Raw genomic sequence first — 25069 nt, 5'->3', positions numbered from 1 at the left:
CTTGCGGAGCGCATCATCAGCAGATGGCGGCCCTGCTGGCGGTGGCCGCGCTCACCGGTTTCGTGACCACACTGGACAACACGATCATCGCGGCGGCCGCCCCGTCGATCGGCAGGGAGCTGGGGCTGAGCCTGGCGTCGCTGCAGTGGATCAGCATCGCCTACATGCTCCCGTACGCCGGGCTCCTGCTGCCCGCGGGCAGGCTGCTGGACCGGTTCGGCAGGCGGCGGCTCGTCATGGCCGGGTGCGCGGTGTTCGCGGCGGGCGCGGTGCTCGGCGGCGTGGCCAGGTCGCCGGAGTTGCTGCTGGCCGCGCGCGTGGTCCAGGGGGTCGCGGCGGCGTTCGTGGTGCCCGGCACGCTGAGCCTGATCCGCACCGAACTGCCCGAGCGGCGGCGGGCGACTGCGATCGCGGCCTGGACCGCGGCGCTGGCGGCGGCGCTCGCGCTGGGCCCGTGGCTGGGCGGCGTACTGGCCGAGTACCTGCACTGGAGCTGGATCTTCTACAGCAACCTGCCGTTCGCCGCGGCGGCGCTGGTCCTGTTGGCACGCACTCCCCGGGAGCGACACGCGCCGGTCCGCGGGTCGTGGTCGGGGCTGGTGACGAACCGGGTGTTCGCCGGGTCGAACGCGCTGGTCCTGTTGTGGGGACTGGGAATCAGCGGGATCGTGTTCTTCACCCCGTTGGCGTACCAGGAATCGCTCGGTCTCGGGCCCGCCGATGCCGCGCTGCCGCTGGTGGTCGTGGCCGCCGGGGTGATCGTGACGACCCCGTTCGTGCCGATGGTGAGCAGGGCGCTCGGGCCGAGGCACACGGTGGCGCTGGGCTTGCTGGTGCTGGCCGTCGGGCTGCTTCAGCTGGCGGTGGTGCACGACGAGACCACGATGGCGCCCCGGCTGCTCGGGCTGGTGCTCGCCGGGGTCGGGTCGGCGGCCACCGCGCCGTTGACCACGCACGCGCTGGACCAGGTCGGCACGGGTGACTCCGGCACCGCGTCCGGCGTGCTCACGACGACCCGGGAGCTGTCGAGCGCGCTCGGGGTCGCGCTGATCGGGGCCGTGCTCACGGCGGTGGCGGGCAACACCGGCGGCGCCGAGGTGGCCACCGGTTACACCGCCGCGCTGGTGGTCGCGGCGGTACTGCAACTGGCCGGTGCCGCGCTCGCGCTGGTCGTGTTGCGCCCCCGTCCGGAGCGACTCGCTGTCGCGGCAGGAAGGCGATGACATGAACCCGGACATGAAGCCGGACATGAACCCGCACGACGAGACCCGGTGGCGTTCCTGGCTGATGGACCAGCTGGCGTCGGTGACCGGTCGCCCGGTCGGCGCGTCCGATGTGGACCGGCCGCTGCGGGAGTTCGGGGTGTCCTCACGGGACGCCGTGGCGATCACGGCGGCGGCCGCGGAGATGGCGGGCCGGCCGCTGCCGAGCACGCTGGTGTGGACCGCGCCGACGATCGCCGAGCTGGCCAGGGCGATCGCGACCGGGCCAGAACCGGTTGCCGCCGCCGAGGACCAGGCAGGGCAGGATGCGGTCGCGGTCGTCGGCCTGGCCTGCCGGTTCCCCGGCGCCGCGACTCCCGCCGAGTTCTGGCGGCTGCTGACCGAGGGCAGGCACGCCGTCGGCGAGGTCCCCGATGGCAGGTGGGAACACTTCGCGCCGGACCTGGCCGACCACGACGTGCCGAGGTTCGGTGCCTTCCTCGACGACGTCGCCGCGTTCGACGCCGCGTTCTTCGGCATCAGCCCCGACGAGGCCGTGGTGCTGGACCCGCAGCAACGGCTGCTGCTGGAGGTGACGTGGGAGGCGCTCGCCAACGCGGGCATTCCGGCGGACTCGTTGCGCGGCACGGACTGCGGGGTGTTCGTCGGCCTGTCGGCCACCGAGTACGCGCAGCTGACCATGACCGGTCTCGACCGGGTGGGCACGTTCTCCGCCACCGGCGCGGCCGCGTCGGTGACCGCGAACCGGGTGTCCTACGCGCTGGGTGTGCACGGCCCGAGCGTCACCGTCGACACCGCGTGCTCGTCCTCGCTGGTGGCGGTGCACCAGGCGGTGCGCGCGCTGATCGCCGGGGACGCCACCTCGGCCGTCGTGGGCGGGGTGAACCTGCTGCTGTCCCCCGCGATCACGGCGGCGTTCCAGCGCACCGGGCTGCTGGCCGCCGACGCCCGGTGCAAGCCGTTCGACGCCGCCGCCGACGGCATCGTGCGCGGTGAGGGCTGCGGGGTCGTGGTGCTCAAGCGGCTGGCGGACGCGCAGGCGGCAGGCGATCGGGTGCTGGCGGTGATCCGGGGCAGCGCGGTCAACTCCGACGGCCGGTCCAACGGGCTGATGGCACCGAACCCTGTCGCGCAGCAACGGTTGCTGGCCCGCGCCTACGCCCGCGCGGGGGTGCGGCCGCGGTCGGTGGACTACGTGGAGGCGCACGGCACCGGGACGCCGCTCGGCGATCCGATCGAGGCGGGTGCGCTGGCCGCGGTGCTGGGCAGCGGGCGGCGGCCGTCCGCGCCGCTGCTGATCGGTTCGGTGAAGGCGAACCTCGGCCACCTGGAGGGTGCGGCCGGGATCGCCGGGTTGATCAAGGTGGTGCTGGGGCTGTGGCACTCGCGGATTCCGCCGAGCCCGCACTACCGCGAGCCCAACCCGCACATCGACTTCGCCGAGGGCAGGCTGGCGGTGCAGACGGGGAACTCCGACTGGCCGCGGTACGCGGGGCTGGCCAGGGCCGGGGTGTCCGCGTTCGGGTTCGGCGGCACCAACGCGCACGTCGTACTGGAGGAACCGCCCCGCGCCGGGCTCCGTCCCGAGCATCCACATCGGACCGAGGTCGTGGTGCTCGCCGACCAGACGACCGCCCGGCTGCGTGCCCTCGCCGCGGCCCTGGCCGAGCATGACGAGCGGTCGCTCCCGGCGCTGGCCGCCGCGCTCGCGCACGCCACCGGCGACGCTCCCGCAAGGGCGGCGGTCCTGGCCCACGACCGTGACCAGCTCAGCGATCGGCTGCGGGCACTGGCCGAGGATCGGCCGGACCCCGCGGTGATCACCACGACCGCACCGGCCACGAGGACCGACCCGGTGTTCGTGTTCTCCGGTCACGGTTCGCAGTGGCCGGGCATGGGACGTCGCCTGCTGGCCGAGGAACCCGCGTTCGCCGCGGCCGTGGCCGCGCTCGACGACGTGTTCGGCGACCTCGCGGAGGTGACGCTGACCCGGCTGCTGACCGGCGACCGGGCCGACGACCCGTTGTCGCGGCACCAGCTCGCGCTGTTCGGGATGCAGGTGGCGCTGGCCCGGCTGTGGCAGGCCCACGGGGTGCGCCCGGCCGCCGTGCTGGGGCACTCGGTGGGTGAGGTGGCCGCGGCCGTCGTGGCGGGTGGACTGTCGCCGGACGACGGGCTGCGGGTGATGCTGCACCGCACGGCCGCGCTGGACGAGGCCGGCGCGGCCGGTGGCGGCGCGATGGCCATGGTGGAGCTGGCGGCCGACGAGGTCGCCGGGCTGTTCCCCGGGGTCGGCGTCGCGGTGTACGCGGCGCCGACACAGTGCACGGTCAGCGGACCCGCCGAGCAGGTGGCGGCGCTGGTGGCGCGGGTCGAGGCCGGTGGCGGGCTGGCGCGGATGCTGCCTGCCGGGGTGGCCGGCCACTCCGCGGTACTCGACCCGTGGCTCGGCGGGCTGACGGACGCGTTGGCGGGCCTGCGATACCGGCCCGCCGAGGTCGCCGTCTACTCCAGCGTGCCGCCCGATCCCCGGCGGACCCCGGTCTACGACGCGGCCTACTGGGCGGCCAACCTGCGCAGGCCGGTGCGGTTCACGCAGGCGATCGCCGCCGCACTGGACGACGGGCACCGGCTGTTCGTCGAGATCTCGCCGCACCCGGTGGCGACGGTCGCGGCGGAGCGGACCGCGGCCGATCACGGGGTGGACGTGGTGGTGGTGCCGACGCTGCGCCGCGACCCGTCGGACGGCTTCACCGCGGCGCTGGCCGCGCTGTACGCGCACGGCCGTCCGGGGTTGGCTCGCGGGCGGTACCCGGACCGGGTGGTGCTCGACCTGCCGGGTCCGGTGTGGCAGCACCGGCCGTACTGGGCGACGGCCGCGGGCAGACGGGCCGGGCACCCGTGGCTGGGTGACGGGGTCGCGGTGCCGGGCACGGACCGGCGGGTGTGGCGGGCCGATGTCGGACTGGGTGCACACCCGTGGCTGGCCCGGCACACCGTCCACGGCGTGCCGGTGTTGCCGCCCACCGCACTCGTCGAGCTGATGCTCGCCGCGACCGGTGGCGAACTCCGGGACGTGTCGCTGGACCGGCTGCTGCCGCTGGGCGAGCACACCGAGGCGGTCGTGAGCGCGGTGGGCGATGCCGTGGAGGTGCGGGCCCGCGTTGCCGGGGCTTGGGTGTGTTGTGCGACCGCCACGGCGGTTGCTGCCGACGGTGACGTCGAGCCCAGTGGTGACGTGCTCGCCGAGGTGACCCATCCCGGCGGCGCGGGCTGGACCGGCAGCCGGTTGCACCCGGCACTCGTCGAGGCCGCGCTGGCCGACGGTGGGCGCGCGTACGGGTTCGACCGGGTGCGGGTCACCGGCGACCTGCGGCGTGCGGCCGTGATCGCCGGGACGGACGACGCGGTGCAGTTGCGCGACGCCGACGGCGTCGCGCTGGCCGAGCTGACCGGCATCACGCGGCGACCGGTGGCCCGCGCGGACGTGCCGCACCTGCCGGAACGGCTTGCCTACCAAGGAGAATGGCTGCCGAGCGAACCGCCCGCCGCGACCACACCGTCCACATCGGACTGGTTGGTCCTGTACGCGGACGGCGCGGACCCCGGTGAGCTGGTCGAGGAACTGACCGCCGCCGGGCAGCGCGTGCGCACGGTTCCCCTTGGGAGTGAACGGATCGCGGGGTCGCTGACCGGCGTGGCCGTGCTGGCGGCGCCGTCCGCCGGCAGGGAGCTGACGCTGGCGGTGGCCGCCGTCGTGCGTGCGCTGGTCGACCTGCCTCCGACCCGGTTGTGGCTGGTGACCCGTGACGCCGTCGCCGTGCGACCGGACGAGACCGGCGACCCCGGCCAGGCCGCGTTGCGCGGGCTCGTCCGGGTGCTCGCCTTCGAACACCCGGAACTGCGTGCGACCCTGCTCGACGTCGACGACCTCCGCGACGCCGCCGAGGAACTGCTGGCCGACCGGCCGGAGGACGAGGTCGCCCGCCGCGGCGGGCACCGGTTCACCCATGCCCTCACCCGGGCCGTCCTGCCAGAGCAGCGGCCCGTCATCCGCGACGGCGCGTACCTGATCACCGGCGGGCTCGGCGGGCTCGGCCTCGCCGCGGCCCGGTGGCTGGCCGAAGGCGGCGCCACCTGCCTGGTGCTGTGCGGACGCAGCGAACCGGACCGGCGCGCACTGCAGACGATCCCCGCGCGGGTCGAGGTGGTGACCGGCGACATCGCCGACCCGGGGGTGGCCGAGCGGATGGTGCTGGCCGCCGGTGACGCCCCCGTGCGCGGCGTGCTGCACGCGGCCGGTGCCTTCGCCGACGCGGCCGTGCTCACCATGACCGCCGAGGACCTGGCGACGGTGTGGCGGGCCAAGACCACCGGCGCCGTCCGGCTGCACGAGGCGTGCGCCGGGCTCGACCTGGACTGGTGGCTCGCCTACTCCTCGGTGGCGGGCCTCGTCGGCTCCCCCGGGCAGGCCGCCTACGCCACGGCCAACGCCTGGCTCGACGCGTTCGTCGCCTGGCGGTGCGCGCACGGCCTGCCCGCCGCCACCATCCAGTGGGGGCCGTGGGCCGAGATCGGCGGCGCGGCAGGCAAGGACAACCCCCTGCTGGAACCCATGCCGCCCAGCGAGGGCATGGCCGCGCTCGCCGCCGTCCTGGCCGCCGGGCGCGGGCACACCGCCATCACGCGGCTCCACGCCGACACCGTGCTGGCCATGTTCCCCCGCCTGGCCGAGCGCCCGTTCTTCGCCCTGCTGGCACCGGAAGAAGACCCCCAGAGCGCGGTGGCCGACCTCGTCGCGGGCGACCCGGCCCGGGCGAAGACCGCGGTCCGCGACCACCTCGCGGCGCTGGTGGCGGGGATGATGTGGCGGGAGCCGGACACGCTGGACCCGCACGCGCCGCTCACCTCGCTCGGCATGGACTCGTTGCTGGCCATGCGGGCCCGCGGCGCCGTGGAACGGGACTTCGGCGTCACCCTGCCGCTGCCGCTGCTGTTGCGCGGGGCCAGCCTGACCGACCTGGCCGACCACCTGGTCGCCGAGAAACTCCCTGAGGTGACCGCACCCGGCCCGGGCACCCGCGACCACGCCGAGCGGTGGCTGGCCAGGACACTGCGCGAGGTTCTCAGCGGTCCCGAGCCAGCCGTGCACGAGCCCGTCGACCTCGACAGCGCCGCGACACGGCGGCTGCTCGCGGCGGTCGGCGCCGAACTGGGCAGACCGGTCACCGCGGCCGAGCTGTTCGCGGTGCCGACCATCGCCGGGATGGCCGACGTGCTCCGCGCCGAGGTCGAAGGGACCGGCGACGGTCCGGTGCCGCGGCTCGGCGGCCCACGTGACGGCGTCCCGCTGTTCCTGTTCCACGCCGCGGGCAGCCCGACCGCGGTGTACCGGCCGCTGGCGCGGCTGCTGCCCGCGACGGTGACCTGTTACGGCCTGGAACGCCTCGACGAGCTGGACACGGTGCAGGCCAAGGCCGCGCGCTACGCGGAGCTGATCACCGAATGCCAGCCGGCCGGGCCGTACCGGCTGGGTGGCTGGTCGTTCGGCGGGATGCTGGCCTTCGAGACCGCCCGGCAGCTGTCAGCGGCGGGCGCGGACATCGAGCTGCTGTTCCTGATCGACACGATCATCCCGTTGCCCGACCACGAGTCCACACCGGACGCGGCGCTGCGGAGCAGGCTGCGCCGGTTCGTCGACTACGTCGAGCAGACCTACCAGGTCGACCTCGGGCTGCGCCACGACGAGCTGCTGGCCATGCCGGAGCCCGACCGCGACGCGCTGGTCATGCGCAGGCTGGCCGACCGGGTGACCGGCATGGGCGACGCGATCCTCACCCACCAGCAAACGTCCTATGTGGACGCCCGGATCTCCGAGCAGTACACGCCAGGCGACCACCCCGGCCCGGTGCTGCTGTTCCGGGCCAAGGACCCGCACCCGCTGACTACCACGTTGGACCCGCGTTACCTGCGCACCGACGACGCGCTCGGCTGGCACGAGTTCTGCCAGGACCTGGAGATCGTCAAGGTGCCCGGCGACCACATCACGGTCATCGACCCACCACACGTCACGGTCATCGCCGACCGGATTTCCAGCGCACTGCAACATCGATGATTCGCTCCGCAAGCTCCGCCTATATCGATGATTCGCTCCGCAAGCTCCGCCTATATCGATGATTCGCTCCGCAAGCTCCGCCTATATCGATGATTCGCTCCGCAAGCTCCGCTCATCCGGAAAACGAGGTAGCCATGAAGAAGACACGACAACGGAGTCGGTTGTTCGCGGGTGCGCTGGTGGTGGCGGTGACCGCCGCGCTGCTGAGCCCGCCGGCCGGGCAGGCGGCACCGACGGCGACGGCACTGCCCGAAGCCGACGACGGCGCCCGGGTGCTCTCGGAGACCTGGATCGACAGCCGCACCCTCGACCTGAAGATCCAGACGCCCGCGCTGACCCACACCGCCATGGTGCGGCTGCTGCTGCCTGCCGGGTGGTCCAAGGAAGCGGCCAGGACCTGGCCGATCCTGTACCTGCTGCACGGCTGCTGCGAGGCGCAGGAGTACAAGTCCTGGACCGCGTACACCGACGTCGAGCAGTTCACCGCGGACAAGCAGGCGATCATCGTCATGCCCAGCGCGGGTGCCATCGGCATGTACAGCAAGTGGTGGAACTACGGGCTGTCCGACAAACCGGACTGGCCGACCTTCCACGTGACCGAGCTGCTGCAGATCCTGGAACGGGGTTACCGCGCCGGTACCCAGCGCGCGATCGCGGGGCTGTCCATGGGTGGCTACGGCGCGATGGAGTACGCCTCCCGGTTCCCGGGGACCTTCGGCGCGGCGGCCTCCTACAGCGGCGCGATCGACGTCCTCATGCCGCCCATTCCCGAGGTCACCCAGCTGAACATGATCGCCCAGGGCCACTTCGTGTGGGGCGTCCTCTGGGGTGACCCGTGGTCGCAACGCGCCAGGTGGCGCGACCACAACCCGGCCGACAAGATCGACAAGCTGCGGGGCACCAAGCTCTACGTGTCCGCCGGCGACGGCAACAGCGGCCCGCTGGACAACCCGGACGCACCGGAGGCCGTCGGCGAGCTGCTGGAGAGCGTGTCCCTGATCAACTCGCGGCTGTTCACCGGCAAGCTGCTGAGCGGCGGCGTCCCCGTCATCACCGACTACTACGGAGCCGGCACGCACACCTGGCCGTACTGGGAGGCGTCGCTGAAGCGCTCCTGGCCGGTCCTGGCCGACGGCATGGGCATCTGAAGGGGCGGGCATGACACTCATCTCGGACCTGTCGCCGCAGGCGGGCCAGGAGTTCGCGACGCTCCCGGACGCGCTCGCGCACTGGGCGGCCACGTGCGGCGGGCAGCACGCGATCACCTTCGTGGATTACCCCGTCGGCCACGCCGGCGACTCCCCCGGCGTGGCCACGTCGCTGACCTGGCGGGAGCTGGACACGCGGGTGACCGCGGTCGCCGCGTGGTGCGGGCGGCGGGCCCGGCCCGGTGACCGCGCGGCCGTGCTGGTGGACCAGTCGCTGGACTACGTGGTCGCGTTCCTCGGTGCGCTGCGCGCCGGGCTGGTCGCGGTCCCGGTGTACGAACCGTCGCCGCTGCCGGGGTTCCGGACCCGGCTGTCCGGGGTGCTCGCCGACTGCGCGCCCGCGCTGGTCCTCACCACCCGGCGGCACGCCGACCTGGTGAGCGAGTTCCTGGAACACCACGCGCTGGACCGGCCGGCGGTGGTCGCGGTCGACGTCGTGCCGGTGGCCGATGCCGTCAACGCGCCGCCGCCCCGGCCGGAGTCCCTGGCGTACCTGCAGTACACGTCCGGGTCGACGCGGAACCCGGCCGGCGTGATGGTCAGCCACGCCAACGTGGCCGCCGCGGCCACCCAGACCGTGCGGGTCTACCAGGGCAGGCCCGGCAGCACGGTGGTCAGCTGGCTGCCGCTGTACCACGACATGGGGTTGATCGTCGGGTTGGCGGCGCCACTGATGGGCGGGCTGTCGTCCACGCTGATGGACCCGGTCGCCTTCCTCACCCGCCCGGCGCGGTGGCTGGAGCTGATGGCGCGGGCGCCGGGACCGGCGATCACCGTGGCCCCCAACTTCGCCTACGGCTACACCGCGGCACGCACCACGGACGCGGACCTCTCGGGGCTGCGGCTGGACAACGTGGCCACGTTCGGCGACGGCAGCGAGCCGATCGCACCGTCCATCGTGGACTCGTTCTACGAGCGGTTCGCCGGCTGCGGCGCGCGGCCGGGCATGTTCCGCCAGGGCTACGGCCTGGCCGAGGCGGTGCTGCTGGTGACGTCCTCGCCCGCCGGGCAGCCGCCGAAGACCCGCACGTTCGACCGGGCGCGGCTGGCCGCCGGCGAGGCGGTCGACGTCGCACCGGACGCACCGGCGGGGTCCACGCTGGTGTCCGCCGGCCAGCCGGTGGACCAGCTCGTGCGGGTCGTGCACCCGGAGACGCACCGGGCGCTGCCCGACGGGCAGGTCGGCGAGATCTGGACCAGTGGCCCGAACGTGTGCCTCGGCTACTGGGGTGCGGACGATGCGGTGTCGGCCGCGGTGTTCCGCGCCACGCTCCTCGACGCGCACGGCGCGGCGGTCACGCCCTACCCGGGCTGCGCGGGCTGGTTGCGCACCGGAGACCTCGGGGTGCGCCGCGACGGCGACCTGTTCGTCACCGGCCGGTTGAAGGACCTGATCATCGCCGACGGCCGCAACCACTACCCGCAGGACATCGAGTTCACCGTCGAGCACGCACACCGCGCGATCCGCAGGCACGCGGTCGTGGCGTTCTCGGTGGCCGGGTCCGGGGACCAGGGCGAGTACGCGGTGGTCGTGGCGGAACGCTCCCGCCACGCCACCGACGACCTGGACGTCACGGAGGTCGCCGACGCGGTCCGGGCCGCGGTGTCCGGCGAGCACGGTCTCGCGGTGCGGGACGTGGTGCTGCTCGGCCAGAACGAGCTGCCCCGGACCTCCAGCGGCAAGGTCCGCCGGGCAGAGTGCCGCGCGCGGTACGTCGCGGGCACCTTCGGCGGGCGGGGCTGAGCGCCGTGGCGACCCTGTCCCGGCAGGCGGCCGAGCGGGAGCAGGTGTCCGCGCCTGCTTTCGCCCGGCTGCCGGTGCTGGCCATCGCCGCGGTCACCGGGGCCGTCCTGCTGGCGGTCAGCGGCCGGTTCGGCTACTTCGGTGACGAGCTGTACTTCCTGGCCACCGGCCGCCACCACCTGGCATGGGGCTACGCCGACAACCCGTGGCTGCTGCCGGTGCTGGCCAGAGCGCTGGACACGGTGCTCCCCGGCTCGGTGATCGGGCTTCGCCTGCTGCCGATGCTGCTCACGTGCGCCGGGGTGGTGCTGGCCGCGCTGATCGCGCGGGAGTTCGGCGGCGGGCACCGGGCCCAGGTGCTCACCGCGGGCGCGTACGCGTTGTCGTTCCAGCTGCTGGCGTCCGGGCACGTGCTCGCCACCTCGACCGTCGACCCGTTCTGCTGGGTGCTGGTGAGCTGGCTGGTCGCCAGGTGGGTGCGCACCGGGTCCGACCGGCTGCTGCTGGTCGCCGGGGTGGTCACCGCGATCGCCATGCAGGGCAAGTTCCTGATCGCGTTCTTCTGGCTGGCCCTGGCCGTCGCCGCGCTGCTGGTCGGGCCGCGGTGGTTGCTGACCCGTCCTGCGCTGTGGGCGGGCGGGGTGCTCACGGTGCTGGTCACCGCGCCGACGCTGTGGTGGCAGAGCCGGAACGACTGGCCGTACCTGCTGATGCAGGAGGTGGTGGCGGAGCAGAACCAGCGGCTGCTCGGCGGGCCGCCGATGATGCTCCCCCTGGCAGTACTGGCGGCCGGCCTGCTGCCGGGGGTGTTCCTGGTGTGCCACGGCGTGTTCGCGTTGCTGCGGGCCGAGCCGCTGCGCCCGTTCCGCCTGTTCGGGGTGGCGATCCTGGTGGTGACACTGGTCTTCCTGGTCACCGCGAGCCGCTTCTACTACCTGGCGGGGCTGTTCGCGGTCGCGTTCGCCGCGTCGGCCGTCATGATCGAGCGAGGTGCGACGGCCCGCTGGTGGCGGTGGGTGCCCACGGTGCCGGTGTTCGCGCTGTCGATCCCGCTGATGGTCTACCTGGCGCTGCCCGTGCGGCCCGCGTCGGCGTTCAGCGGCATCGACATCGTGGACTTCGTGTCGAGCGGCAGCTACGGCTGGCCCCGGCTGGCCGACACCGCCGCGGCGGCCTACCACGACCTGCCGCGGGAACAACGCGCGCGGACCGCGGTCATGGGCGACAGCTACTGGCAGGCGAGCGCACTGGACGTCTACGGCCGCGAACGTGGTCTGCCCGGCGCCTACGGCCCGGAACGCGGTTACTGGTACCTGGGTCCCCCCGGTGCCGAGACCACCCAGGTGCTCTACGTCGGTGGCGATCAGGACTGGCTGCGGCGGCACTTCGGCGACGTGCGCCGGGTCGCCACGGTCACCCTCGGCAGCGGCATCGACGCTGATGCCGCGGTGGCCAACCGGGACGTGCCGGTCTGGCTGTGCACCAGCCCGGCCGCGCCGTGGCCGGAACTCTGGGCGCGCATGCACCGGCCGTGAGGTACTTGTCAGATCCGGACAATGCGCGGCGAGCGCTTTTGTCGGGTCCGGGGAGGTATATCCGCCAGAATGTCCGGACGCCGGTTTCGGCGGTAATTTCGTCGTGTGACGGAGCGACCTCCCCGGATTGCCTACGGATCCATGTTGTCGCCCACGTCCGGCGGCCCGGGAGTGGAGCTGTGGTCGATGCTGCCCGCCGAGCTGGCGACGGTGCTGCGGCCGCGCATTCCGCGGTTGACGCGCGACATCCTGGTGGAGATCCAGTGGGAGGTGCCCGCGTTCGCGCAGCCGCTGGACGACGCGTTCGGCAGGTCGATCGTGGAGAACGTGCAGCAGGCGGTGCTGCAGTTCATCGAGCGGCTGGCCGACCCGGCGCGCCCGCAGGAGGACCACCGGCGCCGGTTCCGGGACCTCGGTGAGTTCGAGCTGGACGACGGCCAGATCGTGGACGCGCTGCAGCAGGCGTACCGGATCGGCGCGCGGGTGTCCTGGCGGCACCTGGCAGGCATCGGCCAGCGGTCAGGCGTGCCGACCGAGACGATGTGCCTGCTGGCGGAGGCCATCTTCGCCTACATCGACGAGCTGTCCGCGCTCTCGGTGGAAGGGCACGCGATGTCGCGCGCCAGGGCGGCCGGTGCGGTCGAGCGCAAGCGGCGCCACCTGATGGAGATGATCCTGGGCGGGCCCTCCGCGACACCGTCGCCCAACGCGCTGGCCAGGCTGGCCGAGGCGGCACGGTGGCAGTTGCCCGCCCAGGTCGTCGCCGTCGCGCTGGGTGACCGGGGCGGCCGCGGCGCGGTGGAGTCGGAGCTGGACCGGCGCATGCTGGTCGACCTCGAGGGCAACGAGCCGTGCCTGCTGGTCTCGGCCGAGGAACGGGAGCTGGTGGCCGACCTGCCGACGGTGCTGCCGGGGTGGCGGGCGGCGGTCGGCCCCGCCGCGCCCGTGGCGCAGGCACACCGCTCGCTGCACTGGGCGCGGCGCACCGTCCACCTGGTACAGACCGGCGTGCTGCCGGACGCGGAGGTGACCTGGTTCGACGAGCACCTGGCGACACTGTGGCTGTCCGACGACACGTTCCTGGTCGACGAGATCTCCGCCGCCGCGCTGGCCCCGCTGGCCGCCATACCGGCGCGGCAGCGGGACAAGCTGCTCGAGACGTTGTCGCTGTGGCTGGAAACCAGCTACACCGCGCCGGAAATGGCGCAGGAGCTGGACGTCCACCCGCAGACGGTGCGCTACCGCCTCAACCAGCTGCGCACCCTGTACGGCGACCGGCTGCACCAGTCGGACACCCGGCTCAGCCTGCTGGTGGCCTTGCACGGGGCTCGTCAGCGCCGGCCTCCAGTTTCGACAGCAGCTGGTGGGCGCGCAGAGCGATCTCCAGCGTGAGCCGTTGGTTCTTGTCGGACAGCTGCTCGCCGAGCAGATCGTCGATCAGGCGCATGCGGTAGCGCACGGTCTGCGGGTGGATGGCCAGGCGGGTGGCGATCTCGTTGATGCCGCCTCGGGTGTCCAGCCAGGCCAGCAACGTGGTGGCGAGGCGGTCGCGTTGTTTCGGGGTCAGTGCCGCGAGGGGTGCCATGGCCCGCCGGGTCAGCTGCGTGACCAGGAACGTGTCGGACAGCAGTGCCAGGGTGGACAGGTGGTCGCGGCACCAGGTGATCTGCCGCTCCGGCAGTACACCGCGCTGGACCAGCCGCAACGTCCGCCTGGCCACGTCCAGCGACCGGTGCGCCTCGGACACCCGCACCGCCGGGCCGATCGCGGCGCGCCGCCCGTGCAGCTCGTCGGACAGGCTGCGCAGGTCGGTCTCCGGGTCGGCGGTGATCAGGCACGGCTGGTTGCTCTCCAGGTCGACCAGCACCCGCCGGTCCAGCGCGCTGGCAGGCAGCTGGTGCTGGTCCTCGCGGTACTCCAGCACCACCACGGCCAGGCGCGCCGGCACCGACCACCCGGTGGTGGCGGCCAGCTCCGTGATCGCCGGGAGCGGCGCTGGCGGGTCGGCGAGGATCAGCTTCATCAGCTGACGCCGCCTGCGTTCCACCGCGCCGGTGTGCTGCGCCTGCGTCTCCAGGTAGCCCTTCAGCGCCACCGTGCAGATCTCGTTGGTGTAGGCGAAGATCGCGTCCGCGACCGCGAACAGCCGGGTCGGGTGGACCCCCAGCTGGCGGCCGGCGGTGCTGACCATCCGCCACACCCTGCGCGAGCCGACGCGCACCGCGGCCTGCAGCGCGTCGAGGCTGCGGCCCTCCAGGTACTCGACCCGGCCCGCGTAGCGGAACGTCTTCTCCCAGTCCACCTGCGAGGCGTGCGGGTTGCGGATGTTGTCCAGGAACTGCGTGATCGCCATGTCGACGGCGCCGACCAGCACGTCGCGGAACTTGCCCTCCAGCGGCACCGCGTACTCGGGGACGGAACGCTGGATCTCGGTCACCGCGACGCGCACCATCTGCGGCACCATCGGCCGCATCCGCTCGGTGACGTCCACGCGGTCGCGGAGCTGCGCCCACAACAGCTGGGTGTCCGGCAACCCGTCGGCCCGCCTACCGGGGCTCGTCGCCATGACCGCCACCTTCGTGACAAAAGTTCGACACCTACCGGGCCGCAACGCCCCCGACTTTACTCAGAACACGACAGGTGTGGGACTTCCGCGCTGCCTCACGAATTACCCATTGGCCGCTGACAAAATAGAACCGGCATCCTGCGAAGAACTGACAACAACCGCGACATCCGGAAATTGAATGTCTTTCACGCCCAACGTTCGGCCGCGCTGGTGCGTGGACCCACGACCTCACCGGTCGTGGGTCCAGCTCTCAGCGGTCGATGCGGCGGTCGATGGCGACCCAGTTCGTCTCCCAGGTCGCGCCGTCGTCCGACGAGAACGCCTGCTCGAACCTGGCCCGGTCCGGTCCCTGGCGGTAGATGAGGAAGCGCACCTTGATCGGACGGCCGCCGAGTTGATCGTCGCCGTGGAACTCGCCGATCCCGTCGTGGAACCCGCCGTGAACCGACGGGGTGAGCAGTCCGTCGCGGATGTTGACGAAGGTCAGGCTCCAGCGCTTCGCCCCTGGTTCGTAGAGCCGCATGTTGAGGCCCTCGATCCGTCCGGTCGGTCCGGCGACCTTGAGTTCGACGACGTTCGCCCGCCGGTCCAGCAGCGGGCGCACGACGGACGTCCCCGTGAAGTGAAGCCATTCGTCCTCGGTGTCCGACAGTGGATCGGCGAGCACCCGGACTTCCGTGTGCCAGGCGCCGAGCTCCCAGTCGAAGTCTCGCTGGCCGTCCTCGGCGCCTGCCGCGGAGGTGGCGGGTGCCGTCGAGGTGTCGCCCGCTGCCGACGCCGGCGCGGTGAGCGTGAGGACCACGAGGAACGCGGCCAGGATTCGTCCGTGTGGCACGGTGTGCAGGGTGCGGATGTTCACGACCCGACTATCCGGCGGAGCACAACCATGAACAAGAAGGCACCTGCGGGTAACCCCTCCCCGGCGCGCCCCAACCCGCTGCCCGGCTGCCCGATGGCGGCGGCGTTCGCCGCGCTCGGGGGGAAGTGGAAGCTGACCCTGTTGTACTGGCTCGCCCACGGCGAGTCCCACTTCGCAGGACTGCGCCGCCGGGGCACGCCGATCACGCCCAAAGTGCTGGCCGAGCAACTACGTGAGCTCGAGGCCGACGGGCTCGTCGAGCGCGTGGTGACCGGACCGGTCCCGGCACCCGTCATCTACCGCCTCACGCCCTACGGCACCACGGTCCTGCCCGTCGTGGAAAGCGTCCGGCAATGGGGCGAGGTGCACCTGCGGCACACCCACGGCGCGCACACCGCCGACGAGGCGATGGGCTGTGCCCACCCGGTCGGGTAGACCCAGCGACCTGCCGGCGTTGGACGACGAACTGCTCAACGAGCGCCAGTGGCCGGTTTTCACCGTCTCCGCCCGCGGTCACGCGTTCTTCCGCCGGGGCCGCGAGGCTACGGGGCTCTGAGCCCTTTGGGGCGATCTCACCGGCACGTTCGTTCACCTGATCACGACGGGGCCTCGGCGCCCACAGTCGGCGCCACGGGCGCCGAAGGCGGCTCGGAAAGCGGCTCCGCCGAGGCGTGCCCGCTCACAGCGGACGAGCTGTCCTCGGCGACGTCACTCACGTGGCAGCTCTCGGAGACCCACGAGGACCATCCGTTGGAGACCATGGAGTCGGTGCGCGGCGGCGTCATGGTCGACGGATTCGTCGGTGACCTGGCCGTCGTCAGCATCGTCAACGCGGACACCACCACCGCGCAGACGCTGACCCCGTCGTTTGCCGATATCCTCGCCGCTGCGTCGTAGGCCCGCCAGGCGCCTGTCCGGTCGTACCCGGCTTGCGGCTCGCTCACCATCCGGGTGACAGGCGGGTGACCTGAACAGTGATGGGGTAGCCGACCGGCATGAGAGCGTTGACCGTCGAACCCGGCCGGGCGGGGTCGTTGACCGTCACCGAGGTGCCGGAGCCCGTGGTCGGGCCGGACGAACTGCTGGTCGAAGGGCTCGCGCTCGGTGTCTGCGGCACAGACCGGGAGATCGTGCGCGGCGAGTACGGCTGGGCGCCACCGGGGAAAGAGCGGCTCGTGCTGGGTCACGAGTCGCTGGGCAGAGTGCGGACAGCGCCGCCGGGCAGCGGCTTCCATGCCGGCGACCTCGTCGCCGGAGTGGTGCGCAGACCGGATCCCGTGCCGTGCGGGGCCTGTGGGCACGGTGAGTTCGACATGTGCCGCAACGGCCGCTACACCGAGCGCGGCATCAAGGAGCTGGACGGGTTCGGCAGCGAACTCTGGTCCGTCGAGCCGGCTTACGCGGTGCGGCTGGACCCGCGGCTGGCGGACATCGGCATGCTCATGGAGCCGACGACAGTCGTGGCGAAGGCATGGGAGCAGGTGGACCGGATAGGTGCGCGCTCCTGGTTCGAGCCCCGCCGCGTGCTGGTGACCGGCGCCGGTCCGATCGGTCTGCTCGCGGCTCTCCTCGGCATGCAGCGGGGTCTGGACGTCCATGTGCTCGACCGGGTGACCGAGGGTCCCAAACCCGGTCTCGTCGAGGCGCTGGGTGCGACTTACCACCACGCCCCCGCTGACGACGTCGCCGCCCGGCTCGAACCGGACGTCGTGATCGAGGCCACGGGCGCGGGCCAGGTCGTGTTCGACGTCATGGCACACACCGCCGCGTACGGGATCGTCTGCCTCACCGGAGTGTCGGCCGCCGGCCGCCGTCTCCCGGTCGACGCGGGTGGCATCAACCGCGAACTGGTGCTGGAGAACGATGTCGTCGTCGGCTCGGTCAACGCGAACCTCCGCCACTACCGGCAGGCCGCCGACATCCTCGCCAAGGCCGACATCGAGTGGTTGGCGGGCCTGATCACCCGTCGAGTGCCCCTGGACAGAGCCGCCGAGGCGATCGAGACGAACGAGGACGTCAAAGTGGTCATCACGCTCGATGAGAACGGCTGACGGCGGGCATGCCGGGCCGAACCGCATCTCGCCATCGAGCACGAAGACATGACGTGACAGCACCCACACGGACGGCTTGACATCGCGGCACGTTGCGGTCATCGTCAATGGTACGCACTTTGGGAGCGCTCCCAGTCACCGCCGACTGAAGGAGTTCGATGCGCATCCGTCACTTGTCCGCCGCCCTGCTCGTGGCCGCCGGAGTCGCTGTCGCACCGGCGGCACCCGCCCAGGCCGACGTCACCATCTGTGACCAATACGGTTCCACCACGATCCAGGGGCGTTACGTCGTCCAGAACAACAGGTGGGGAACCTCGGCGACACAGTGCATCTACGTCACCTCGACCGGGTTCCGGATCACTCAACAGCAGGGCTCCGCACCGACCAACGGGGCACCGCTGTCGTACCCGTCGGTGTTCCTCGGTTGCCACTACGGCAACTGCTCCCCCGGCTCCACCCTGCCGATGCAGGTCAGCCGCATCCGCAGCGCGACCTCGTCCATCAACTACCGGTACGTCGGCGGCACCTACAACGCCTCCTACGACATCTGGCTCGACCCGACCCCGAAGACCAACGGCGTGAACCAGATGGAGATCATGATCTGGTTCAACCGCCAGGGCTCGATCCAGCCGATCGGCAGTGTCGTCGGCACCACCACGATCGGCGGCCGCAGCTGGCAGGTGTGGCGCGGCAGCAACGGCGCCAACAACGTCATCTCCTATGTGGCCCCATCGCCGATAACGTCGTGGTCGTTCAGCGTGCTGGACTTCATCAACGACGTGCGCGCCCGCGGCGCCATCACCACGTCGTGGTACCTGACGAGTATCCAGGCGGGCTTCGAACCGTGGAACGGCGGCGTCGGCCTGGCAGTGGACAACTTCTCGGCGTCCGTGAGCAGCTGACCGACCTTTCCCACCACCACCGCGTCGAGCACTGGGCAATCGGCCAGTGCTCGACGCGGTGGCTTGTGGTGGTTGACGCGGAGTCCTTGCGGCACCTGGCAGATCCCGCGGTACGAGCTCGCCTCCGCATGGGCGAGGCGATGGGAGCGCCAGGTACGTCAGCCGATGTCGACGACCTCGTGCAGGCCATGACGGCGGTTGAACGCACCCGCTACCCGCGTGACGACGGTGCGCGGCAGCAGGCGCGCCGGCCAGGTGAGGGCCCGGTGCACGCGCCGGCCAGGGTAGGACACCGCACGCCGCCTGGCGTAGTCGTCGAGCGTTCGCGCCGCGACGGTGGCCGCGGTGTCGGCGGCCGGGTCGATCGTGGCCGAGGTGCCGTCGAAGAAGCCGGTCGCGATCGCGCCGGGGTGCGCGGTCATGACGTGGACGCCGCTGCCACGCAGTTCCTCGGCCAGCGCCTCGGTGAAGGACAGCACGACCGCCTTGGTCGCGGCATAGCTGGCTTGGTAGGGCATGGGCTGGAAGGCCGCGGTTGAGGACACGTTGATGATGCCGCCTGCGGCGAGGTCCGGCCATGCCGACGGTGATCGCCGTGCCGGGGATCGGGCTGGTATGCCGTGAAAGGCGCGTTCAGGACATCGCCGACGCTGTGAAAGGCGCGTTGAGGGCGGTGAGCGCCCTGAAAGCGCCTTTCACGGCACAACGGGATGTCGTGAGGGTGCGGGAGACGCCGGGGGCGCCGGGGGGCGCAAGCCCCACACCACACCCGAGGCTGCCTGCCATCCCAGAGACCTGCCCCTCGGCGAGGAGCCGCCGGAGGCAACCCGTCCGGAGGCAAACCCCGCCCGGCGAGAACACCCGTCCGGCAAGAACAAACCACGAACCCACCCCGGCCAACGCAAATGGACACAGCACTAGCGCCGGACCACCGAGTTCGCGGCCACGTGCCTTCCTCGTCAGGCCTCTTCGTCGGGTTCGAGGAAGTGGTACAGAAGCACCGGGCCGGGCGCACCGATCGCCTTGGTCCATCCTCGACCGTCCCACCCGCACACGATGTTGATCGGGTCGAACCCGGTGCCGGTCGAGAACGCGCCGGAATGGCGCGTGCGCACGAGGTCGGACCACCACTCGGGGACCGCGGCGAGCAGGTCGGTCTCGTAGTTCGCGCCGAAGTACGCCACCGCGGCGGCGAAGAAGGTCTCGGTGTCCTCGACATCGCAGCCGACCAGCAGTGCGTGCTCCGCATCGACGCGGTGCAGCTGGAACCAGTCACCGCCGCCCGCGACGTATCGCCCGTCGCATTCGTCCAGCAGCTCCGCACCGGCGAGCAGGTCGGCCAGCTCGTCCGGGCTTGGCAGCGCCACCACCGTACGCCCGTCCGCCAGCGGCGGCGGCCCGTCGACCGGCCCCAGCAGGTAGCCGCGGACCACCGTGGCGGCAGGCGGCACCGGGCCCCGGGGATAGCCGACCGCGAACAGCCACGACCGCGCCTCCCGCAGGTACTCCGACCGCGGGAACACCTCGCCGTCGGCACCGTCCAGGAACGGCTCCTCGAACGGCAGGGGCTCACCTCGGGCAGACCCGCGCACGGTCCCGCGGGTGGCCTCCGGGCCGAGCTCGACGAACCGTTCGATCCCGGCCACGCGGTCGACGTAGGCGAGCGTCGCCCGCTCGTCCTCGACCAGTTCGGCCCGCACCGGCCGATCCGCGCCGACGTGCCGGTTCACCCGCTGGTTCTCGACGTTCGACGGCACCATGCACACGACCGTGTCGCCGAACTCCCCCAGCCACACCTCCGCCGACTCCGGATGGGACCTCTCGAACAGCGGGACCGCGCACGTGTGGTCGTACACCCGCCCGGGAAAGAGCTGTTCGGCGATGGCCCACCCGGACCGGGTCCGCGCCGCGGCCGCCGCGACCGGGTCGTCGGGACCAGGCCCCAGATAGGCCTCCCGCATCGCCACGGGCGCGCGTTGTGATCCGAAACTGTGGTAGGCCACCATGATCGGACATCATGCCGGACCGGCCCACGGTCAGGTGGCAGTTCCGGCTTTCTCCTCCTGCTCCGCAGTCGGCCACGGAACCGGCCGGCCGGCAGACCGATGAGTTTCGGGTCGTTCGGAGGTCACAACCTGCGGACCGCCGGCAGACCGCCGCGCTCGTACCCGAAGGAGACTCATGGCCAAGCTCATCTACTCGATGATCACCTCGCTCGACGGCTACGCCGAGGCGGCGGAGGGCGATCTCGGCACCGGGGCCGAGGACCAGGAGGTGCACACCTTCATCAACGACCTCTTCCGCCCCGTCGGCACGTACCTCTACGGCAGGCGGATGTACGAGACGATGGTCTACTGGGAGACCGCGCACACCGAGCCCGACCAGCCGCCGCACATCCTGCAGTACGCCCGCGACTGGCAGGCCGCGGAGAAGGTCGTGTACTCCACGACGCTGGAGTCGGTGTCCAGCGCGAAGACCAGGATCGAGCGGACCTTCGACCCGGACGCGGTGCGCAAGCTCAAGGCCGGGGCTGAGCACGACCTCACCGTCGACGGCCCGAACCTCGCGGCCCAGGCGATCGCGGCCGGCCTGGTGGACGAGTACCACCTGTTCATCACCACGAGCGTGGTCGGCGGCGGCACGCGGTTCTTCCCCGACGGCGTGCGCCTCGACCTCGAACTGGTCGAGGAGCGTGCCTTCGACAGCGGACTGGTCTACGCGCGCTACCGGACCCGCTGAGCCGCACCGGCGTGTGCTGCCGCGTGGTACTGGCGGATTCGCCACGCGCCCATGACACGCTGCGCCACGATGGACAGCCGTACCGGGCGCGGCTCTCCCACCGGGTTGGTGAAGGTCACGTCGGCGAACCCCGCCACCATGTCCTCGCCCAGCCTGCTCGCGCGCAGTACGTCCACAGTGGCCCGGGACCCGTCCTGGACGTTGCCGTAATACCCGGTGATCTCCGCGGGACCGACGAGCAGTCTCGGATCGATGCCCTGGAAGAGCGCGTCCTCGGCGAACAACGAGACGAGGTCGTTCCACCGCTGCTCGTCGAACGCTCTCTGCCACGTACCCAGGAGCCCTGCCACGACACTCGCTTCCGGACTGTGGCCCGGGACGTGTTCACTGTGGATGATTTCCTGTTCCCACCGGTGGCGCGGTTGGGTGTGCAGCCGCCAGTAGTGCTCCGCGATGTCGTCCGGGTCGAAGGCCGTGCCCGGAGCGACCGGGCCGTCCACGGTCACGGTCGCCACGTGCACGCCGGCCGACCCGTACCGCTTGTCGAGCAGCGTCACCAGGGCTCGTACCCCGGCCTTGCCGAGGGAAAGGCTCACGTACTCCGGTTTCGGCTCCGGCATGCCACCGGTGACGATGAACGAACCGCTGCCGCGCCGCGCCATCGCGGGTGCGACGTGCGCGGCGGCGTTGATCGCGCCTACCACGTTGACGGCCCAGGCCTCCTGATGGGCACGCACCGACAACTCACCCGGAACGTCGGGCTGGATGATCGCCGCGTTGTACACCACGACCTCCGGCACGCCGACCTTCTCGATCGCGGCATCGAGAGCCGAACGCAACGCCGTCTCGTCGGTGCTGTCCGCTGCCACCGTGACAACGGGCACCCCGGCCGACGCCACGGTGTCGGCCACCGTCTTCAGGCTGTTCTCGGACCGTGCGACGAGGGCGACCGACAACCCCTCACGCGCGAACCGACGTGCGACGGACAGGCCGATACCCGGTCCTGCCCCGATGATCACCACACCTGGCACAACTGATCCTTCCCTCTTCGGCAGTGGACGAGGGAAGGCTAAAGTCTCACATCAGTGAGAAGGTCAAGCGCGAACGAGAGAGGCGCACATGCGGATCGGTGCCCTGGCTCACAGAACCGGAGTGAATGAGCGGCTGCTGCGGTACTACGAGGAGCAGGGCCTCCTCCGGCCGACCCGGCGCGCCAACGGCTACCGCGAGTACCACGAGTCCGATGTCGCCACAGTCGGGCACATCCGCGCCCTGCTCGCGGCCGGCCTGCCCACGGCGGTCATCACCCAGATACTCCACTGCGTGCACAGCGACGGCGAACAACTCCTGCCGGCGCCGTGCCCCGGCCTCATCGCGCACCTCCGGCGGGAGCACACCCGGATCGACGCGACGATCACTCAGCTCCAGGCGTCCCGGCAGGCGCTCGACACTCTCCTCGCCACCGCACAGGGACAGGCCACGCGACAACCCTGAGCGACAGAGCCTGTCTCCTGGCTCAACTCGTTCCGAGCGTGCGACTTCCGGCACGGTGCTTCGCGAGGTTGCGTATCTTCCTGGTGCCGCCGGACTGGGCGAGCAGTCCCAGCACCGACGGCGACGTCGACTTCTCCGCGAGGAGCCGTTGCATCCAGTCGGTGACCGCCGCCAGCTCGGCGGGTGCCGGCACGTGACCGTCCCTGATGGACAGGTAGAACAGCCAGTCGTGGACGCGGCGGCGGATGAACTCGCGGTTGCCCTCCGTCCGGAGCCGGTCCAGCTGTGGCAGGAGGTCCGCCGCCCACTCCCGGAACTCGGCGGGGCCGGTCGCCCGCATCGCGACCTCGTCCACGAGGTGGACCACCGCCGTCCTGGCCGCCATCTCGTGGGTGTCGCGCAGGATGGCCGCCACGATCACGTGGTCGCGGTCGCGGTTCCGCGCGGCGGCGGCCACCGAGACGACACGCCGGTACACCGCCGATCGCAGGTGCTCGTCCGGTGACGTGGGCGTGCGCGGGCCGATCGACGTCGTACTCGTGGACGACGATCCGCACGCCGTTCTTGCTGACGTCGAGGAGGGCCAGGCCCAGCGGGTCGAGCCCCCTCTTCGCTGTGCCGACCGTCGCAGTAAAACACGGCCACCGGAAGCGCAGATGACCAGAAAGGCGGAAGTCACCCGAACGAGCAGAACGTCGAAGGATTCCCGTGCCGGGTGAAATTCGGTCGCCATGACGTGTCGCCGGCAATCCCCGACCGACCTCGGGAAAGGCGTCCGTGCTGGGCATCTCCTGCCCGTGCGACGGGGTCGGTCCGCGCTCTGGCTCTTGCCGGCAGCCACGTGCTCACCGGTCGCGTCCGGCACGGGTCGTAACGATCGGCAGACTGATGCAGACTCCTCTTGTGTAGGGGTGACTGACATGACCAAGGACAAGTTCTGTTTGGTCCGGCAAGGACTGTTGGCCGTCGCGCTGACCGCGTCGCTCGCCGCGTGCGGTTCAGGGGAGACCCGCGACCCGCCGCCGGACACCGACATCACCGACACCAGTGGCAGCCCGGAAGTCGAAGGTACCGGCCCCGAGCCGCCGCGACCCCCTGACGACGGGAAATCCCTCTCCTACCCGAACCTGCCGGCCGGCGAGGCCGACAACTACACCGATGCACCGCTGCGGCAGTGCGTGCTCGTCAGATGGCTGGGACAGACAGCGGTACCCGATGGGGTGTCCGTGCCGGTCAGGTCGACCCGGATCACCCCTGGCGGGGTTTTCGACATCACCGGGTCGAGTTGCCGAGGGGTCCAGGGCTGCACCGAATCGTTCAGTTTCACGTCCGCGGACGAGTCGTGCTCGGTCTCCATCACCGCGACCGGGGCGGACGGGAAAGAGGCCTATTTACGGCTGACGGGACATTGCGTGTCGAAGAACGCGCGACAATGCGACGAGCTCCTCGCCGATGACAGGTCACCGATTTCCCTGCACCAGCCGGAGCCGGACGAGGAATCACCGGAGGACCCGACCACGGACGAGGTCCCGACGACCGACGAACAGCCGCCGTCCGAGGAGAGCCCGCCCCTCACCACGGGCTGAGTGCGATGAGCGACGAGGCCTCCTCGGCAGGCAGGCTCGAGCAGTGGGTCCGGTCCGGCGCGACCATCGTCGCGCCGGCCACGGCCCTCAGCGCCCTGCTGTTCTACTTCGGCTACGTGTCGTCCCGCTCGCAGTACGAGTACTTCGGCATCGACGTCGACACGGTCGGGCTCGACACCCAGGACTACGTCATGCGGAGCCCCCAGCCGCTCCTCGTGCCCATGCTGGTGCTCACGCTGGCCGGTATCGGCGTACTGGCGCTCCTCGCGCAGACGCGGCGCTGGGTGGCCGCGGCAGGCCCCGGCGCGGCCGAGGAGACGGCGGTGACCGCCCGGCGCGCCGGGCACCTCCGGCAACTCGCGCTCGGTTGCGTGACCGCCGGGCTGGCCCTCCTCGGCGTGGGCCTGGTGTTGCTCCTGGTCTACGCGCAGGTCCGCGAGTGGGCCTACTACCCACTCGTGACCCCACTGCTGACCGGCACGGGCGCGGCGCTCATCGCGTACGGGTCCCAGGTCCGGGAACTGCTACGCCGCCGATCCGCACCGACGCCGGCCGACGACCCCACCCTGCTACTGCGCCGATCGTCCCGTGCGCTGGTCATCGTGGTCGTCGTGGTCAGCGTGTTCTGGACGACCGCGACCGTCGCCCAGTGGTCGGGCCGCGGCCTGGCGCAACAGCAGGCCCTCGACCTCGACCGCCTGCCCAGCGTCATCCTCGACACCAAAGAGCGCCTCTACCTGCGCAGCCCCGGGATCGACGAGAACGCGCTGGAACTGTCCGAAGGGCAGACGTTCCGCTACCGCTACCGCAACCTGCGACTGCTCATCCACGCCAACGACCGCATGTTCCTGGTACCCAACAGGTGGTCGGCGAGCAACTCCACGCTCGTGGTCAGGATGGACGACTCCGTGCGCGTCCAGTTCCAGTTCCAGAACCAACGCCCCGGGTGAACCCGGGCGGTGGACCCCAGCGCACGGGGTGACCCAGCACGTCGATCGCCATGGACGCCCTCGCGGTTATCGCATATGGTAATCATTGTCGTCTCCA

At 71.6% G+C, this 25069-nt stretch carries 20 protein-coding genes; 14 read left to right on the top strand and 6 right to left on the bottom strand.

The window, feature by feature from the left end; genetic code table 11:
* The first annotated feature begins 23 nt into the window (after positions 1 to 23).
* The 6 genes from FHR82_RS24490 (at position 24) to FHR82_RS24465 (ending at position 13217) form a co-directional block, all read left to right on the top strand.
* Positions 24 to 1223 carry an MFS transporter gene (locus FHR82_RS24490; RefSeq protein ID WP_184812851.1) on the top strand — a complete coding sequence of 400 codons (1200 nt, stop codon included), beginning with the start codon at positions 24 to 26 and terminating at the stop codon, positions 1221 to 1223.
* 1 nt (position 1224) lies between these two features.
* Positions 1225 to 7338, top strand: coding sequence for a type I polyketide synthase (locus FHR82_RS24485; RefSeq protein ID WP_225943879.1), 6114 nt, complete (start codon positions 1225 to 1227; stop codon positions 7336 to 7338).
* Between the two features lie 134 nt (positions 7339 to 7472).
* On the top strand, positions 7473 to 8486 hold the full coding sequence (locus tag FHR82_RS24480; RefSeq protein WP_184812850.1) for an alpha/beta hydrolase: 1014 nt from the start codon (positions 7473 to 7475) through the stop codon (positions 8484 to 8486).
* Between the two features lie 10 nt (positions 8487 to 8496).
* Complete coding sequence (locus tag FHR82_RS24475) at positions 8497 to 10290, top strand: fatty acyl-AMP ligase (protein ID WP_184812849.1); 1794 nt, start codon at positions 8497 to 8499, stop codon at positions 10288 to 10290.
* Positions 10291 to 10295: 5 nt separating this feature from the next.
* A complete protein-coding gene (locus FHR82_RS24470) occupies positions 10296 to 11825 on the top strand; it encodes an ArnT family glycosyltransferase (protein WP_221464218.1) in 1530 nt (509 codons plus the stop codon).
* 141 nt (positions 11826 to 11966) lie between these two features.
* Complete coding sequence (locus tag FHR82_RS24465; RefSeq protein WP_184812848.1) at positions 11967 to 13217, top strand: PucR family transcriptional regulator; 1251 nt, start codon at positions 11967 to 11969, stop codon at positions 13215 to 13217.
* Here FHR82_RS24465 and FHR82_RS24460 read toward each other — a convergent pair.
* Both FHR82_RS24460 and FHR82_RS24455 read right to left on the bottom strand, forming a co-directional pair.
* Positions 13126 to 14391 (bottom strand): PucR family transcriptional regulator, encoded by a 1266-nt coding sequence (locus FHR82_RS24460; protein ID WP_184812847.1) that lies wholly within the window; start codon positions 14389 to 14391, stop codon positions 13126 to 13128. The two genes, FHR82_RS24465 and FHR82_RS24460, sit on opposite strands and share 92 nt — an antisense overlap.
* Positions 14392 to 14641: 250 nt before the next feature.
* The gene (locus tag FHR82_RS24455) at positions 14642 to 15250 is read right to left on the bottom strand and encodes a hypothetical protein (RefSeq protein ID WP_311771249.1); all 609 of its coding nucleotides are present in this window, start codon (positions 15248 to 15250) and stop codon (positions 14642 to 14644) included.
* Between the two features lie 27 nt (positions 15251 to 15277).
* Between FHR82_RS24455 and FHR82_RS24450 the strand changes: the two genes are divergently transcribed.
* The 4 genes from FHR82_RS24450 (at position 15278) to FHR82_RS24435 (ending at position 18203) form a co-directional block, all read left to right on the top strand.
* Entirely contained in the window at positions 15278 to 15685 is a 408-nt protein-coding gene (locus FHR82_RS24450) for a winged helix-turn-helix transcriptional regulator (RefSeq protein WP_225943880.1), read from the top strand.
* Between the two features lie 315 nt (positions 15686 to 16000).
* On the top strand, positions 16001 to 16147 hold the full coding sequence (locus FHR82_RS24445; protein ID WP_184812846.1) for a hypothetical protein: 147 nt from the start codon (positions 16001 to 16003) through the stop codon (positions 16145 to 16147).
* A 98-nt stretch (positions 16148 to 16245) separates the two neighbouring features.
* Positions 16246 to 17301, top strand: a complete 1056-nt coding sequence (locus tag FHR82_RS24440; RefSeq protein ID WP_184812845.1) for a glucose 1-dehydrogenase — start codon at positions 16246 to 16248, stop codon at positions 17299 to 17301.
* Positions 17302 to 17459: 158 nt separating this feature from the next.
* Positions 17460 to 18203: a GH12 family glycosyl hydrolase domain-containing protein gene (locus FHR82_RS24435; protein ID WP_184812844.1), complete on the top strand. Its 744-nt coding sequence runs from the start codon at positions 17460 to 17462 to the stop codon at positions 18201 to 18203.
* Positions 18204 to 18361: 158 nt separating this feature from the next.
* Here the strand turns inward: FHR82_RS24435 and FHR82_RS24430 are convergent, their stop codons facing one another.
* Entirely contained in the window at positions 18362 to 18757 is a 396-nt protein-coding gene (locus FHR82_RS24430; protein ID WP_311771302.1) for an SDR family NAD(P)-dependent oxidoreductase, read from the bottom strand.
* Between the two features lie 405 nt (positions 18758 to 19162).
* Positions 19163 to 20209, bottom strand: a complete 1047-nt coding sequence (locus tag FHR82_RS24425; RefSeq protein ID WP_184812843.1) for a hypothetical protein — start codon at positions 20207 to 20209, stop codon at positions 19163 to 19165.
* A 175-nt stretch (positions 20210 to 20384) separates the two neighbouring features.
* Between FHR82_RS24425 and FHR82_RS24420 the strand changes: the two genes are divergently transcribed.
* The gene (locus tag FHR82_RS24420; RefSeq protein ID WP_184812842.1) at positions 20385 to 20942 is read left to right on the top strand and encodes a dihydrofolate reductase family protein; all 558 of its coding nucleotides are present in this window, start codon (positions 20385 to 20387) and stop codon (positions 20940 to 20942) included.
* On the opposite strand, the gene FHR82_RS46390 is transcribed toward FHR82_RS24420, so the two are convergent.
* Positions 20927 to 21973 (bottom strand): SDR family NAD(P)-dependent oxidoreductase, encoded by a 1047-nt coding sequence (locus FHR82_RS46390; RefSeq protein WP_184812841.1) that lies wholly within the window; start codon positions 21971 to 21973, stop codon positions 20927 to 20929. The two genes, FHR82_RS24420 and FHR82_RS46390, sit on opposite strands and share 16 nt — an antisense overlap.
* A gap of 88 nt (positions 21974 to 22061) precedes the next feature.
* Between FHR82_RS46390 and FHR82_RS24410 the strand changes: the two genes are divergently transcribed.
* Positions 22062 to 22436, top strand: coding sequence for a MerR family transcriptional regulator (locus FHR82_RS24410; protein WP_184812840.1), 375 nt, complete (start codon positions 22062 to 22064; stop codon positions 22434 to 22436).
* Positions 22437 to 22458: 22 nt separating this feature from the next.
* Here FHR82_RS24410 and FHR82_RS24405 read toward each other — a convergent pair whose 3' ends face one another.
* Positions 22459 to 22914 carry a hypothetical protein gene (locus FHR82_RS24405; RefSeq protein WP_184812839.1) on the bottom strand — a complete coding sequence of 152 codons (456 nt, stop codon included), beginning with the start codon at positions 22912 to 22914 and terminating at the stop codon, positions 22459 to 22461.
* A gap of 442 nt (positions 22915 to 23356) precedes the next feature.
* Here FHR82_RS24405 and FHR82_RS24400 point away from each other — a divergent pair, with 442 nt between their 5' ends.
* Together FHR82_RS24400 and FHR82_RS24395 are read left to right on the top strand one after the other, a co-directional pair.
* Entirely contained in the window at positions 23357 to 24022 is a 666-nt protein-coding gene (locus FHR82_RS24400; RefSeq protein WP_184812838.1) for a hypothetical protein, read from the top strand.
* A 5-nt stretch (positions 24023 to 24027) separates the two neighbouring features.
* Positions 24028 to 24972 (top strand): hypothetical protein, encoded by a 945-nt coding sequence (locus tag FHR82_RS24395; protein WP_184812837.1) that lies wholly within the window; start codon positions 24028 to 24030, stop codon positions 24970 to 24972.
* The last annotated feature ends 97 nt before the right edge of the window (positions 24973 to 25069 follow it).

Origin of the sequence: Actinophytocola algeriensis (genome assembly GCF_014203735.1) — a bacterium.
GTDB lineage: Bacteria > Actinomycetota > Actinomycetes > Mycobacteriales > Pseudonocardiaceae > Actinophytocola > Actinophytocola algeriensis.
The sequence above is the reverse complement of the archived record's forward strand: the minus strand, read 5'-3'. Positions and strand labels throughout refer to the sequence as shown.

What these genes read in the sequence shown, in the direction of transcription:
- FHR82_RS24490 (WP_184812851.1), top strand. Translation starts at nt 24, where the DNA reads ATGGCGGCCCTGCTGGCGGTGGCCGCGCTCACCGGTTTCGTGACCACA.
- FHR82_RS24485 (WP_225943879.1), top strand. Translation starts at nt 1,225, where the DNA reads ATGAACCCGGACATGAAGCCGGACATGAACCCGCACGACGAGACCCGG.
- FHR82_RS24480 (WP_184812850.1), top strand. Translation starts at nt 7,473, where the DNA reads ATGAAGAAGACACGACAACGGAGTCGGTTGTTCGCGGGTGCGCTGGTG.
- FHR82_RS24475 (WP_184812849.1), top strand. Translation starts at nt 8,497, where the DNA reads ATGACACTCATCTCGGACCTGTCGCCGCAGGCGGGCCAGGAGTTCGCG.
- FHR82_RS24465 (WP_184812848.1), top strand. Translation starts at nt 11,967, where the DNA reads ATGTTGTCGCCCACGTCCGGCGGCCCGGGAGTGGAGCTGTGGTCGATG.
- FHR82_RS24460 (WP_184812847.1), bottom strand. Translation starts at nt 14,391, where the DNA reads ATGGCGACGAGCCCCGGTAGGCGGGCCGACGGGTTGCCGGACACCCAG.
- FHR82_RS24450 (WP_225943880.1), top strand. Translation starts at nt 15,278, where the DNA reads ATGAACAAGAAGGCACCTGCGGGTAACCCCTCCCCGGCGCGCCCCAAC.
- FHR82_RS24440 (WP_184812845.1), top strand. Translation starts at nt 16,246, where the DNA reads ATGAGAGCGTTGACCGTCGAACCCGGCCGGGCGGGGTCGTTGACCGTC.
- FHR82_RS24435 (WP_184812844.1), top strand. Translation starts at nt 17,460, where the DNA reads ATGCGCATCCGTCACTTGTCCGCCGCCCTGCTCGTGGCCGCCGGAGTC.
- FHR82_RS24425 (WP_184812843.1), bottom strand. Translation starts at nt 20,209, where the DNA reads ATGGTGGCCTACCACAGTTTCGGATCACAACGCGCGCCCGTGGCGATG.
- FHR82_RS24420 (WP_184812842.1), top strand. Translation starts at nt 20,385, where the DNA reads ATGGCCAAGCTCATCTACTCGATGATCACCTCGCTCGACGGCTACGCC.
- FHR82_RS24410 (WP_184812840.1), top strand. Translation starts at nt 22,062, where the DNA reads ATGCGGATCGGTGCCCTGGCTCACAGAACCGGAGTGAATGAGCGGCTG.
- FHR82_RS24400 (WP_184812838.1), top strand. Translation starts at nt 23,357, where the DNA reads ATGACCAAGGACAAGTTCTGTTTGGTCCGGCAAGGACTGTTGGCCGTC.
- FHR82_RS24395 (WP_184812837.1), top strand. Translation starts at nt 24,028, where the DNA reads ATGAGCGACGAGGCCTCCTCGGCAGGCAGGCTCGAGCAGTGGGTCCGG.